Genomic DNA, 12,251 nt, shown 5'->3' on the forward strand with positions numbered 1-12,251 from the left:
TCCTCAGCTACTACGGCTGGTCTTTGCTCGTTTCGAATCGCCGCGGCACGCACTGCCTGATGGCAGGCGGCTATCGCAACCTCATTTAGGACAATGGCTCCGACCGTCCTCGGTGAAATGAGTTCATTGGCCCGCAAGGCTCCGCCAGGAATCTGTAAAAATTCTGTTCTGTCCTGTAACTCGTTGATTTTTATTGGGTGTCGCTATTCCGGCGCACCCTCAAGGTTGCGCCGGAGCGGCGAGGGCTGCCGACCGGTGGCCGCACCTATCGAAGTTTTGGGTTAATCCCGAACGAGCCGCCGGCTACAACTTTCCACCGGCGCGACGGGTCTGATCTGCGTATCCGACAAGAAGGAAGCGCTTTCATGAGCCAGCCCAAAGCCTTGCTCATCCTGCACGGCAAGCAGTCGCTCAATGACGAGGTGCGCGCCGCCGTGGACCGGCAGCGCGAACTCGGCTGGGATCTGGCCGTGCGCGTTACCTGGGAGGCCGGGGATGTCGAGCGGCTGGTCCGCGAGGCGCTCGACGCCGGCCATCGCCTGCTGATTGCCGGTGGCGGCGACGGCACGCTGCACGAGGTGGCCGAAGCCATGTTGCGGCATCCGGCCGACGCCAGTCTGGCGTTGCTGCCGCTGGGCAGCGCCAACGATTTCGCCCGCGCCGCGGGAATACCTTCCGAACCGTTCGACGCGCTGGGACTGCTGGATCAGCCGGCGGTGGCGATCGACATCGGTGAAATGAACGGCAGTCCATTCGTCAACATGGCCACTGGCGGATTCGGCTCGAAGGTCACAGCTAACACCTCGGAAGATCTCAAGCGTGTGCTCGGCGGCGGTGCCTACCTGCTGACCGGGCTGACTCGCTTCGCCGAGATCCACTCTGCCTATGGTCGTTTCCGCGGACCGGATTTCGAGTGGGAGGGCGACTTCCTCGCGCTCGGCATCGGCAACGGTCGTCAGGCTGGGGGCGGGCAGCTGCTCTGCCCACAGGCGCTGGTCGATGACGGCCTGCTGGATGTCTGCATCGTGCCGGCGCCGGAGGACGCCGTGGGCACGCTGGGTACGCTGCTCAGCGGCGGGTTGCGTGGCGTCGAGGCCGTCTCGGTGAACGCGCGGTTGGCTTGGCTGGAAGTCGAGGCGCCGGAGCCGATCGACATCAATCTGGATGGCGAGCCGGTGGCCCAGGCCAACCTGCATTTCCGCGTGCGACCCGGCGCGTTACGCATGCACCTGCCGGCGGATTCGCCGCTGCTGCGTCAGGATTGAGCCGCTGCGCGGCGGGCGAGAACGGATCTGGCGGTCGATTTCACCAGCGGATCGACATCGTGCTTAAAGGGCGCGGCAATGTGGCCGATATCACGATATCCATTTCGTCCAAGGAGCCCGCAATGGCCGGCATTCTCGATTCAGTCGATCAGCGCACCCGCTTGGTGGGCCAGAACCGGCTGGAAATCCTCATGTTCCGCCTGTCCGGGCGGCAACGGTTCGCCATCAACGTGTTCAAGGTGCAGGAAGTCGTCCAGCTGCCGAAGATGACGCTCATGCCGCATCGTCACAGCTCGGTATGCGGGGTGGTCAACCTGCGCGGTCAGACGCTGCCGGTGATCGATCTGTCGCGCGCCATCGGGCTGCGTCCGCTGGTGCCGGACGAGCGCAGCACCATCATCGTCACCGAGTACAACCGCACGGTGCAGGCCTTCCTGGTCGGCGGCGTCGACCGCATCCTCAACCTGAACTGGGAGGAAGTGCTGCCGCCGCCGGGAACCGCCGGACGCCAGCATTACCTCACGGCGATCACCAAGGTCGACGACGAACTGGTCGAGGTCATCGACGTGGAGAAGGTCCTGGCCGAGATCGTCCCTTACAGCACCAGCATTTCCGCCGATCGCCTGGCCGATCCGCTGCTCGAGCGCGCGCGCGGCCGCGAGGTGCTGTGCGTCGACGATTCCAGCGTCGCCCTGGCACAGCTGCGTGAAACGCTGACCCAGCTCGGCCTGACGATCCATACCGCCAGCGATGGCCTCAAGGGCCTGAATCAGCTCAAGGCCTGGGCCGACGCCGGCGAGGTGCTGACCGACAAGCTGCTGATGGTCTTCACCGATGCCGAGATGCCGGAGATGGACGGCTACCGGCTGACCACCGAGATCCGCCAGGACCCACGCATGCGCGATCTCTACGTGGTGCTGCACACCTCGCTGTCGGGCAGTTTCAACCAGGCGATGGTGCAGAAGGTCGGCTGCGACAACTTCCTCTCCAAGTTCCAGCCGGAGAAGCTGGTCGACGTGATCCGCGAGCGTCTGCTGCGCGACGAACCGGCCTGATCCGCTCTGCTATGCTGCTGCGCTTTCCGCTCGCTGGAGGCGCAGCATGCACCTGTCCTCGCTGTACCGTTTCCCCCTCAAATCCGCCGCCGGCGAATCCTTGCAGCGCTGCGCCAGCGACTCCCTCGGCCTGATCGGCGATCGACGCTGGATGGTGGTCGCGGCCGGTACCGGGCGCTTCCTCAGCCAGCGCGCGGTGCCGCGCATGGCGTTGCTGCGTGCGCACTGGCAGGACGATACGGCGCTGCAACTGGCGGCCCCGGGCATGCCCGAGCTGCTGGTAAGCGTGCCGGGTGACCAGCTGATGCGCTGCGTGCAGGTCTGGAACAACCACCCGGTGGTGCCGGATGCCGGTGAAGCCGCAGCCGCCTGGCTGTCGGATTTTCTCGGCCAGGCCTGTCGTCTGGTGTACCTGCCGGAGGATTACGGCATCCAGGTCGACCTCGACTATGCGCGACTCGGCGAGAACACGGCCTTCAGCGACGGTTTCCCCTTTCTGCTGATCGGCCAGGCCTCGCTCGATGACCTCTGCGCACGCGTCGGACGGCCGCTGGAGATGCTGCGCTTTCGCCCGAATCTGGTGGTCGCCGGCGCCGCGCCCTATGCCGAGGATGACTGGAAGCGCATCCGCATTGGCGCGCTGACCTTCCGCGTGGTCAAGCCCTGTTCGCGCTGCGCGATTCCGACCATCGACCTGCACACCGCCGAGCGCAGCGCCGACAGTGAGCCGCTGGCGACGCTGCTGGGCTATCGCAAGCGGGCGGGCGGCGTGTTCTTCGGCCAGAACCTGATCGCCGAAGGCAGTGGGCTGCTCGAAGTCGGCATGCCGGTGGAAATTCTCGAATGATTCGGCCGGGGCGGCGCTTGCTGCCGCCCCGGCAGCGCCTCACTGGTTCTCGAAATAGCGCTCGTGCCACTCCACCAGCGGCTGCGGCGCGTTGAGCTTCTGCCCGTAGATCACCGAATAGGTGAGCACGTTCTGCACGTACTGGCGGGTCTCGTCGAACGGGATGTTCTCCACCCAGACATCGAACGACAGGTGCCCGGCATCGCGCAGCCATTGCCGTACGCGGCCGGGGCCGGCGTTGTAGGCGGCCGAGGCCAGCACGCGATTGCCGTTGAACTGCGCGTAAATCTGGCTGAGATACGCCGCGCCGAGCTGGATGTTGACGTTCGGGTTGAGCACCTGCTGCGGCGAGGACAGCGGAATGCCGAAGCGCCGCGCGGTTTCCTTGGCCGTGGCGGGCATCAGCTGCATCAGCCCGCTGGCGCCGACGTGCGAACGCGCATCGGCCATGAACGCGCTTTCCTGGCGGGTGATGGCGAACACCCAGCTCGGGTGGATTTCCCGTGCCTTCGCCGCGTTGACCAGCGTGCTGCGGTGCGCCATCGGGAAGCGGATGTCGAGGTCGTCCCAGTACTGTGCCTGGCTGATGCTGCGGATCGCCGGGAAATACCAGCCCATCTCGTAGGCCAGTCGCGCCTGGGCCACCAGCTCGTCGCGGCTGAACAGCCGGCTGACGTGATACCACTCGCGCCGGCCATCGACGATCTGCCCACGCGCATGGAATTCCAGCGCGCGGCGAATGCCGGCAGTGTTGCGGACCTTCTGCACCAGCTTCGGCGGCAAGGCCAGCGGCTGGTGGTTGAGCTTGTACGGCGCCTGGATGCGATCGGCCGAGAGGAAGCCATAGAAGTCGCGCTCGGCGGCGACCGGCTGGTACAGCGAGATCGCCTGCGGGCTCTGCGGCTTGGCCAGCTCCAGGCTGCGCGCCCGCCAGTAGCGCCAGCGGTTGCTCTTGGCCAGATCGTCGGGGAAACGCTGGGTCAGGGCGTAGACATCCTCCCAGCGGCCCAGGCGCAGCAGCAGGCGCGCCCGCCATTCGCTGACGGTGTTGTCGCGCAGCTCCGGGTCGTACTCGGCCATCACCTGCAGCGCGCGGCTGTCGAAGCGCTTGGCCAGCGTCAGGCCGATCTGCCGGGCGATCGCCACCTTTTCTTCGGCGGAGAAGGCGTGGCGCCGGGCATAGCCGTCGAGCAAGGCCAGCGCCTTCTCCGGGTCCTGGCGGGCGAGGCGGCGCAGGCCAATGGCGACCACGTCGGCCATGGCCGGATGGCTGCCGGAAAAACGCGCGGTCTGGCTCAGCATCTGCGGCTTCTGTGCGACCTCGACGAGTAGCTCGCCGTGGCCACGCAGGCTCGACAGGTTCTTGCTGAGGAAGCTGGCCAGCCCGTAGTTGCCGGCCTCCACCGCGAGCTTGGTGCGTTTCCAGCGGCGCTCCTCGGTGAGCGCGCCCTTGGCGGTCCATTGCGTGAACAGCACGTCGCAGGCTTCGGGCTGCGATTTGCCGACCAGCCAGAGGCGCTCGGCGGTGGCATCGCCTTCAGGCAGGCCGCGGCCGAGCTGATACTGGCCGAACAGGCAGTCCAGCTCGGTGAAGTTCAGCTTCGGATCGTAGTACTTGAGGAACGTGGGCCAGTCGCCGCGCGCTGCCAGAAGACGCAGCCAGCGCAGTTTCATCCAGCTGATCTGCGGCAGGTCGCCGTGTTCGGCGAGAAACTTCTCGATCTCCGCGGTGCTCGCGGTCTTGAGCCGAGCGGTCAGCTCGTCGTAGGCCAGGTACGGTTCCAGCGGATAGTCGCGCAGTGCGCTGGCGTGGCGCCGGTACGGTGCGCTGTCGCCCTTGGCCAGGGCGCGCTTGGCTTCATCGTAGAGTTGGCGCTGCTGAGTCAGGCTGGCGGCCGAGACATCCACGGCCAGCGTTGAAAAACACAGGCAGAGCAGCAGGTTGGAGAGTCGACTGCGCATGAGACTTCCGGGAAGAGGCGGGTGTATTACGGCGCTAGCTTAGCCTGCCGGGACGGCCAGTTAAATGCGCTTTGGACGAGTGCCGGGAACTATTGCGCGGCGTCTGGCCGAAGCTTGCGCGAGCTGCTCCGGATACGCCTTCGGGATGGGCGTATCCGCGGCCGGCAGGCGCGCATCTGCTAGACTGCGCGCCCTGTTTTCCGGAGGTAGTCATGACCCTGCTCAAGTTCACCGATGTATCCCTGGCCTATGGCACCACGCCGCTGCTCGACGGCGTGTCCTGGCAGATCGCGCGGGGTGAGCGGGTCTGCATCATCGGCCGCAACGGCACGGGCAAATCGAGCATGCTGCGCCTGGTCAAGGGCGATCGCAGTGCCGACGACGGCGAGATCTGGCGCGCGCCGGGGCTGAAGATCGGCGAGCTGCCGCAGGAGCTGCCGCGCGCCGATGACCGTACGGTGTTCGATGTCGTTGCCGAGGGCTTGGAAGGCGTCGGCGAACTATTGGCCGAGTACCACCACCTCAGCCTGAACATCCAGGACCAGGCCGATCTCGACAAGCTGATGCACGTGCAACAGGCGCTGGAAGCCAAGGATGGCTGGCGCCTGCAGCAACTGGTCGAAAGCACCCTGAGCCGCCTGCAGCTACCGGCCGACCGTACCTTGGCCGAGCTTTCCGGTGGCTGGCGGCGTCGCGTGCTACTGGCCCAGGCGCTGGTTTCCGAGCCCGACCTGCTGCTGCTCGACGAGCCGACCAACCACTTGGACATCGGCGCCATCGCCTGGCTGGAAGAGGCGCTGACCGGCTTCAACGGGGCGGTGCTGTTCATCACCCACGACCGGGCGTTCCTGCAGAATCTGGCCACGCGCATCCTCGAACTCGACCGTGGCCATCTGATCGACTGGAACGGCGACTACGCCAGTTTCCTGGTGCATAAGGAGCAGCAGCTGGCGGCAGAGGAAACCGCCAATGCGCTGTTCGACAAGAAGCTGGCCCAGGAAGAAGTCTGGATTCGCCAGGGCATCAAGGCGCGCCGTACCCGTAACGAGGGCCGCGTGCGCGAGCTGAAGGCGCTGCGCGTCGAGCGCAGTCAGCGCCGCGAGCGGCAAGGTAAGGCGACTTTCCAGCTGGAAAGCGCGGACAAATCCGGCAAGCAGGTGATCGCTGCCGAGCAGGTGAGCTTCGCCCATCCGGGTGGCGAGCCGCTGATTCGCGATTTCTCCATGGTCGTGCAGCGTGGCGACCGGATCGGTCTGCTCGGCGCCAACGGCACCGGCAAGACCACACTGCTCAAGCTGCTGCTCGGCGAGCTGCAGCCGACCGCGGGCAGCATCGAGATCGGCACCAAGCTCGAAGTGGCGTATTTCGACCAATTGCGTCACCAGCTGGAGCTGGAAAAGACGGTGATCGACAACCTCGCCGAGGGGCGCGAATTCATCACCATCGACGGACAGAACCGGCACGTGCTGAGCTACCTCGGCGACTTCCTGTTCAGCCCGCAACGTGCGCGCACGCCGGTCAAGGCGCTGTCGGGGGGCGAGCGGGCACGCCTCTTGCTCGCCAAGCTGTTCAGCAAGCCGGCCAACCTGCTGGTGCTGGACGAGCCGACCAACGACCTCGATGTCGAGACGCTCGAGCTGCTCGAAGAGGTGCTGCTGGGCTTCCCGGGCACGGTGCTGATGGTCAGCCACGACCGGGCGTTCCTCGACAACGTGGTGACCAGCACGCTGGTGTTCCAAGGCAACGGCGAGGTGCGCGAGTACGTCGGTGGATATCAGGACTGGCTGCGTCAGGGTGGTTCGCCGCGCCTGCTTGGGGTGGGTGAAGCCGCCGAAAGCAAGGCCAGCGCCCAGCCGCGGACGGAGCCTGCGCCTGTGGCACCGGCGGCTGCCGAATCGGCACCGGCGAAGAAGAAGCTCAGCTACAAGCTGCAGCGCGAGCTCGAGGCGTTGCCGGGGCAGATCGACGCAGCGGAGCAGGCTATCGCGGCGTTGCAGGCGCAGGTGTCCGATCCGGCGTTCTACCAGCAGCCAGCCGAGGTAACGGGCGCGGCACTGGCGCGCCTGGAGGCACTGCAGCAGGAGCTCGATCAGCTGCTGGAGCGTTGGGCCGAGCTGGAGGACTGAGACCGCCTCAGGGGCGCCGGTCGTGCTTGAAGATGTTCGCGGCGCGCAGCGGGCTTCCTGAGGTGGATCAATACCTTACGGAGGCCTGCTGGTTAACTTCGCTGCGGTTGGCAGTCATGACGATGGAGTATTGATGGCTATTGAATACCGCATCACCCTGGATGATGAGCACGATTTCAGTTACCGGATCGAACTGGATCGCGCCTACGACAAGGAAGCTGCCGCGCAGGCACCGAAGTGGACACGGCTGGAGCATCAGCGTTGCAGCAATTGTCCGCTGAGTCAGAACGAATTCAGCCATTGCCCGGCTGCGGTCGACCTGCACCGGGTCATCGAGGACTTTCAGGGCCTGCCGGCGATCCAGAAGGCGCTGGTCTGGGTACGCACACCGGAGCGCGAATACACCAAGCTGGTCGGTCTCGAAGAGGGCCTGCGGGCGCTGCTCGGGGTGATCATGGCCACCAGCGCCTGTCCGGTGCTCGGCCGGCTCAAGCCGATGGCCCAACAGCACCTGCCATTCGCCAGCAATCGCGAGTTCGTGCTGCGGGCGGTGTCGCTGTACCTGGCCCGTCAGTATTTCAACCTGCGTGAAGGGCGGCATGCCGACTGGGAACTGCGCGGGCTGGTGCGTTCGTTCCAGCAGCTGCAGCTGGTCAATCAGGCATTCTGGCAGCGGATCGTCGATACCTGCGAGGGCGACAGCAACCTCAAGGCATTCCTCAGCTTCTTCTCGATGGCTTCGAGCCTGACCTACTCACTGGAAACCCAGCTGCAGAAGATCCGCCCGCTGGTGATGAGCGCCGGCGAGGGAGCCGAAGCGCTCTGAGCGGGACTTGGCCCGCTCAGGCCGACTCGATCAGTCGACTTTCTTCAGGCGTACCGCGAGCACATCGCATGGCGCGCCATGCAGAATGTCGTTGGCCGTCGAGCCGAGCAGCAGCGCCAGCCCGTGGCGGCCGTGGCTGCCGACGACGATCAGGTCGCACTGCTGTTCCTTGGCCAGCCGATGTACTTCCTGACGCGGCTGACCGTAGGCCAGGTGGCGCTGCTCCGGCGTGAGGCTGGGGTAGATATCGGCGAAGCCGTCCATCCGTTCGCGGGCTTGGTCGAACTGCTGCTGTTGCAGCATCGACAGGTCCATCGGCACGTCGCCGCCGAAGGCCATCGCCATCGGCTCGATGATATGGACGAGTGTCAGCGTGGCGCCGGTAGTGGTGGCCAGGGCCTGGGCTCGCGCGACTACCGCGTGGCACTCGTCGGTCAGGTCGACGGCGACCAGAATGTGCTGGTAGGGCATGATGACTCCTCCTGAGCGGGTCGGCCTGGGCAGTGCGGTGGGCCGACGGGGTTGGCAATGAACCGATGTATTGAAGGGTTATACGGCGTTGCCGATGGCTTCGCCAGTGCCCGTTGCGCCGCTCAGGGCGCGCCGGGCTGTTATCATGCTGCGTCGCGCCAGCCGGTCGGTCCGGCAGGCTCACCGAGAGAATTCCGATGTCGATGCCATACACCGATTATTCCCTGGCCTGGGCCGTCTACGGCGTGGCCGCGCTGGGCTGTCTGCTGGTCTGGTTCCGCGCGACGCGCTGGATGTGGCGCTGGCTGCGCGAGCCATTGCGGTTGCTGGCGGCGATCCTGCTGCTGACGCCGACCATTGTCGATCCCGCCAAGGAACTCTTCGCCCCCGCCGTGGCCATTACCGCAATGGACGTGTTGCTCAAGGTCGGCAACAACGCCTGGCGCGCAGTAGCCGATCTGGCGCTGTACGGCCTGATCGCGTTCGCGCTGTACCTGTTGCTGGTGGCTATCCGCTGGCCGCTGGAGCGGCGCAAGCGCGCCGACAGGCCGACTGCCGCGCCCGATGACGATCCGCGAACCCTGCGCGAGCGCATGGCCGACGACGAGGATGACGACTATTTTCCGCAGCCGGGTCGCCGGGTGCGAACCGAACCGCGCCTGTAATACCTTCGCGTTTTCACGGGGAATCAACCTATGTGCGAATTGCTCGGCATGAGCGCCAATGTCCCCACCGATATCGTCTTCAGTTTTACCGGACTCATGCAGCGCGGTGGCCGGACCGGCCCGCACAAGGATGGCTGGGGCATCGCGTTCTACGAAGGACGCGGCCTACGGCTCTTTCAGGACCCGGTGGCCAGTTGCGAGTCGGAAGTGGCGAAGATGGTCCAGCATTATCTGATCAAGAGCGAGGTGGTAATCGGCCACATCCGCCATGCCAATGTCGGCAGGGTCACGCTGGCCAACACCCATCCATTCATGCGCGAGCTGTGGGGGCAATATTGGTGCTTCGCGCATAACGGCCAGCTGAGCGATTTCGAGCCCTCGGGCAGCTTCTACCGGGCGGTGGGCGAGACGGACAGCGAGGCGGCGTTCTGCGATCTGCTCAACCGTATCCGCTCCGACTTCCCCGAGCGCGTCGAGGCCGAGGCGTTGCTGCCGACGCTGCTGGCGGCCTGCCGGCATTACCGCAGCAAGGGCGTGTTCAACTGCCTGCTGAGCAACGGCGAATGGCTGTTCAGCTTCTGCAGCACCAAGCTGGCGCAGATCACCCGGCGCGCGCCGTTCGGCCCGGCGCAGCTCAAGGATGCCGAGCTGACGGTGGACTTCCAGGCCGAGACCACGCCGCGCGACGTGGTGACCGTGCTCGCCACCGAGCCGTTGACCGACAACGAATGCTGGACCATCCACGAACCTGGGCAGTGGAGCCTGTGGCGGCGTGGCGAGTGCGTCGCGCAGGGGCGGGACGCCGCATGCTGAGGAGCTATCTGCGCCTGTTGGTGTTCGCCTTCGGCCTGCTGGTCGGCGTGCAGGTGCCGGGCTTCATCGACGCCTATGCGCAGCGCGTCGAGGCGCATCGGCAGGAGGCGCAGCGCGGCCTGCAGGGCTTTCGCGATACCGCGCAACGCTTCTTCGACGGCGATCTGAATGCACTGGTCGAGCACTACCGTGCCAGCGACGATGCGGTGATCCAGAGCGATGCACGCAGCCTGGAGGCGCTGGTGCAGCGCGTGCGCCTGCTGGATCGCGAATGGCAGGCCATGCAGCAGCCCTGGTTCGTGCGCAGCTGGCACGTGCTGCTCGGTGCCGATGCGGAACTGCGCCGGGAGACGCTCGCCGGCTACCGCTATCAGGTGCTGCTGGCGCCGGAGGCGATTGCCTGGGGGCTCGGATGCGCGCTGCTGCTGGCCTGGCTGGTGGAAAGCGTATTGTTGGCGCTGAGCTTTCCGCTGCGCCAGCGTCGGCGTCGCCACCGGCTGTATCGCTGAGCGGGCGTCGTTTCGCGACCCGCCCGGCGTCAGCCCTGATTCATTTGGCGAGAAAGCGCATGCCGTCTTCCAGCCCGCTCAGGGTCAGCGGATACATACGGTCTTCCACCAATTCGCGGATGATGCTGGTGGACGCGGTATAGCCCCAGGTGTCCTTCGGGTAAGGGTTGATCCAGATGAGCTTTCGGTATTTCTCCATGAAGCGCTGCATCCACACGTAACCGGCTTCCTCGTTCCAATGCTCGACGCTGCCGCCCGGCTGGGTGACCTCGTAGGGCGCCATAGCCGCGTCGCCGACGAACACCACCTTGTAGTCCGGGCCGTACTTGTGCAGCAGGTCGAGCGTGGAGGTGCGCTCGGAGGTGCGGCGGAAGTTGTTCTTCCACACCGACTCGTAGATGAAGTTGTGGAAGTAGAAGAACTCCAGGTTCTTGAACTCGGTGCGGCAGGCCGAGAACAGCTCCTCGCAAACCTTGACGTGCGCGTCCATCGAGCCGCCGATATCCATCAGCAACAGCAGTTTGACTGCGTTGCGTCGTTCGGGACGCATCTGGATGTTGAGCAGGCCGGCGTCGCGCGCGGTGTGGTCGATGGTGCCGTCGATGTCCAGTTCTTCCGCCGCGCCCTGGCGGGCGAACTTGCGCAGGCGGCGCAGGGCGATCTTGATGTTGCGTGTGCCCAGCTCGACCTGGTCGTCGAGGTTCTTGTACTCGCGCTGGTCCCAGACCTTGACCGCGCGGCCCTGACGCTTGCCGGCATCGCCGATACGGATGCCTTCCGGGTTGTAGCCGCCCGAGCCGAACGGGCTGGTGCCGCCGGTGCCGATCCACTTGTTGCCGCCGGAGTGCTTTTCCTTCTGCTCTTCGAGACGCTTCTTGAATTCCTCGATCAGCTTGTCCAGCCCGCCGAGAGACTGGATCTGCGCGCGTTCCTCGTCGGTCAGGCTGCGCTCGAATTCCTTGCGCAGCCATTCCTCGGGAATCAGCGCTTCCAGATGCTGGTCGAGGTTCTGCAGGCCGTTGAAGTAGGCGCCGAAGGCCCGGTCGAACTTGTCGAAGTGGCGCTCGTCCTTGACCATCACGGTGCGCGCGAGGAAGTAGAACTCGTCCATGTCGGCGAACACCACGCGGTGTTTGAGGGCGTCGATCAGGTCGAGCAGTTCACGCACCGAGACGGGAACCTTGGCGGCACGCATTTCGTTGAACAGGCCAAGCAACATGGCAGAACCTCAGGCGCGCACTTGGCGGTGCGCGATGGCGATGGGGTTAAAGATCACGGTCGTGCTGGGGCAGGCCGTCGCGAATCTCGTACCAGTCGGCCTTGGAACCGACGAAGATGTGCGATTGCGCAGGTACCGGCAGCGGCGAATCGAGCGTGCCGGCAGCGACGCCGACCTCGTGCTCGCGGTTGTCGACGAACAGCAGGTTGGCGCCGCAGCGGATGCAGAACGTACGCGTGACATGCTCGGAGGAGTGGTAGACGCCGAGCTGATCCTTGCCGGACATGAAGTGGAAGGCCTCCAGCGGCACGCTCGCGTAGGTGGCGAAGGCGGCGCCGTGGGCCTTGCGGCACATCTTGCAGTGGCAGTGGGTCAGCGCGTCGATGGGGGCGTCGATGCGATAGCGCACGACGCCACACAGGCAACTACCGGTATGCGTTTGCATGGTTTCTTCCTCCAGTGAGTGCGCGGCCGGCTCCACCGGAAACCGGCG

12 protein-coding genes are annotated in these 12,251 nt (G+C 65.5%); 8 read left to right on the plus strand and 4 right to left on the minus strand.

Annotation, left to right across the window (positions count from 1 at the left end):
• Positions 1 to 365: 365 nt before the first annotated feature.
• The 3 genes from yegS to HU825_RS11595 all read left to right on the plus strand — a co-directional run bounded on the left by yegS (position 366) and on the right by HU825_RS11595 (position 3,167).
• Positions 366 to 1,265: a lipid kinase YegS gene (gene yegS, locus HU825_RS11585; protein ID WP_156716469.1), complete on the plus strand. Its 900-nt coding sequence runs from the start codon at positions 366 to 368 to the stop codon at positions 1,263 to 1,265.
• A 122-nt stretch (positions 1,266 to 1,387) separates the two neighbouring features.
• A complete protein-coding gene (locus HU825_RS11590; protein WP_043299547.1) occupies positions 1,388 to 2,320 on the plus strand; it encodes a chemotaxis protein CheV in 933 nt (310 codons plus the stop codon).
• Positions 2,321 to 2,366: 46 nt separating this feature from the next.
• Positions 2,367 to 3,167 carry an MOSC domain-containing protein gene (locus tag HU825_RS11595; protein ID WP_234302068.1) on the plus strand — a complete coding sequence of 267 codons (801 nt, stop codon included), beginning with the start codon at positions 2,367 to 2,369 and terminating at the stop codon, positions 3,165 to 3,167.
• A 39-nt stretch (positions 3,168 to 3,206) separates the two neighbouring features.
• Here the strand turns inward: HU825_RS11595 and HU825_RS11600 are convergent, their stop codons facing one another.
• Complete coding sequence (locus HU825_RS11600) at positions 3,207 to 5,129, minus strand: transglycosylase SLT domain-containing protein (RefSeq protein ID WP_234302069.1); 1,923 nt, start codon at positions 5,127 to 5,129, stop codon at positions 3,207 to 3,209.
• A gap of 212 nt (positions 5,130 to 5,341) precedes the next feature.
• Here HU825_RS11600 and HU825_RS11605 point away from each other — a divergent pair, with 212 nt between their 5' ends.
• Complete coding sequence (locus HU825_RS11605) at positions 5,342 to 7,255, plus strand: ATP-binding cassette domain-containing protein (RefSeq protein WP_234302070.1); 1,914 nt, start codon at positions 5,342 to 5,344, stop codon at positions 7,253 to 7,255.
• A 133-nt stretch (positions 7,256 to 7,388) separates the two neighbouring features.
• Positions 7,389 to 8,081 (plus strand): DUF6901 family protein, encoded by a 693-nt coding sequence (locus HU825_RS11610; RefSeq protein WP_234302071.1) that lies wholly within the window; start codon positions 7,389 to 7,391, stop codon positions 8,079 to 8,081.
• A gap of 30 nt (positions 8,082 to 8,111) precedes the next feature.
• On the opposite strand, the gene HU825_RS11615 is transcribed toward HU825_RS11610, so the two are convergent.
• Positions 8,112 to 8,552 carry a universal stress protein gene (locus tag HU825_RS11615; RefSeq protein WP_008566959.1) on the minus strand — a complete coding sequence of 147 codons (441 nt, stop codon included), beginning with the start codon at positions 8,550 to 8,552 and terminating at the stop codon, positions 8,112 to 8,114.
• A gap of 197 nt (positions 8,553 to 8,749) precedes the next feature.
• Here HU825_RS11615 and HU825_RS11620 point away from each other — a divergent pair, with 197 nt between their 5' ends.
• The 3 genes from HU825_RS11620 to HU825_RS11630 are packed head-to-tail and all read left to right on the plus strand — an operon-like array spanning position 8,750 to position 10,539.
• Positions 8,750 to 9,217: a hypothetical protein gene (locus HU825_RS11620; protein WP_054095185.1), complete on the plus strand. Its 468-nt coding sequence runs from the start codon at positions 8,750 to 8,752 to the stop codon at positions 9,215 to 9,217.
• A gap of 30 nt (positions 9,218 to 9,247) precedes the next feature.
• Positions 9,248 to 10,030: a class II glutamine amidotransferase gene (locus tag HU825_RS11625; RefSeq protein WP_054095186.1), complete on the plus strand. Its 783-nt coding sequence runs from the start codon at positions 9,248 to 9,250 to the stop codon at positions 10,028 to 10,030.
• Positions 10,024 to 10,539 (plus strand): DUF2937 family protein, encoded by a 516-nt coding sequence (locus HU825_RS11630; RefSeq protein WP_213663015.1) that lies wholly within the window; start codon positions 10,024 to 10,026, stop codon positions 10,537 to 10,539. Before HU825_RS11625 ends, HU825_RS11630 begins: the two co-directional genes overlap by 7 nt.
• 40 nt (positions 10,540 to 10,579) lie before the next feature.
• Here HU825_RS11630 and HU825_RS11635 read toward each other — a convergent pair whose 3' ends face one another.
• Together HU825_RS11635 and HU825_RS11640 are read right to left on the minus strand one after the other, a co-directional pair.
• A complete protein-coding gene (locus HU825_RS11635) occupies positions 10,580 to 11,758 on the minus strand; it encodes a vWA domain-containing protein (protein ID WP_234302072.1) in 1,179 nt (392 codons plus the stop codon).
• 46 nt (positions 11,759 to 11,804) lie between these two features.
• The gene (locus HU825_RS11640) at positions 11,805 to 12,203 is read right to left on the minus strand and encodes a GFA family protein (protein WP_043299556.1); all 399 of its coding nucleotides are present in this window, start codon (positions 12,201 to 12,203) and stop codon (positions 11,805 to 11,807) included.
• Positions 12,204 to 12,251 lie beyond the last annotated feature (48 nt).

The organism is Pseudomonas phenolilytica (assembly GCF_021432765.1).
Taxonomy (GTDB): domain Bacteria; phylum Pseudomonadota; class Gammaproteobacteria; order Pseudomonadales; family Pseudomonadaceae; genus Stutzerimonas; species Stutzerimonas phenolilytica.

Excerpts from the sequence above, each read along its gene's own strand:
- HU825_RS11620 (WP_054095185.1), top strand. The coding sequence starts at position 8,750 with ATGTCGATGCCATACACCGATTATTCCCTGGCCTGGGCCGTCTACGGC.
- yegS (WP_156716469.1), top strand. The coding sequence starts at position 366 with ATGAGCCAGCCCAAAGCCTTGCTCATCCTGCACGGCAAGCAGTCGCTC.
- HU825_RS11630 (WP_213663015.1), top strand. The coding sequence starts at position 10,024 with ATGCTGAGGAGCTATCTGCGCCTGTTGGTGTTCGCCTTCGGCCTGCTG.
- HU825_RS11615 (WP_008566959.1), bottom strand. The coding sequence starts at position 8,552 with ATGCCCTACCAGCACATTCTGGTCGCCGTCGACCTGACCGACGAGTGC.
- HU825_RS11640 (WP_043299556.1), bottom strand. The coding sequence starts at position 12,203 with ATGCAAACGCATACCGGTAGTTGCCTGTGTGGCGTCGTGCGCTATCGC.
- HU825_RS11625 (WP_054095186.1), top strand. The coding sequence starts at position 9,248 with ATGTGCGAATTGCTCGGCATGAGCGCCAATGTCCCCACCGATATCGTC.
- HU825_RS11595 (WP_234302068.1), top strand. The coding sequence starts at position 2,367 with ATGCACCTGTCCTCGCTGTACCGTTTCCCCCTCAAATCCGCCGCCGGC.
- HU825_RS11610 (WP_234302071.1), top strand. The coding sequence starts at position 7,389 with ATGGCTATTGAATACCGCATCACCCTGGATGATGAGCACGATTTCAGT.
- HU825_RS11635 (WP_234302072.1), bottom strand. The coding sequence starts at position 11,758 with ATGTTGCTTGGCCTGTTCAACGAAATGCGTGCCGCCAAGGTTCCCGTC.
- HU825_RS11605 (WP_234302070.1), top strand. The coding sequence starts at position 5,342 with ATGACCCTGCTCAAGTTCACCGATGTATCCCTGGCCTATGGCACCACG.
- HU825_RS11590 (WP_043299547.1), top strand. The coding sequence starts at position 1,388 with ATGGCCGGCATTCTCGATTCAGTCGATCAGCGCACCCGCTTGGTGGGC.
- HU825_RS11600 (WP_234302069.1), bottom strand. The coding sequence starts at position 5,129 with ATGCGCAGTCGACTCTCCAACCTGCTGCTCTGCCTGTGTTTTTCAACG.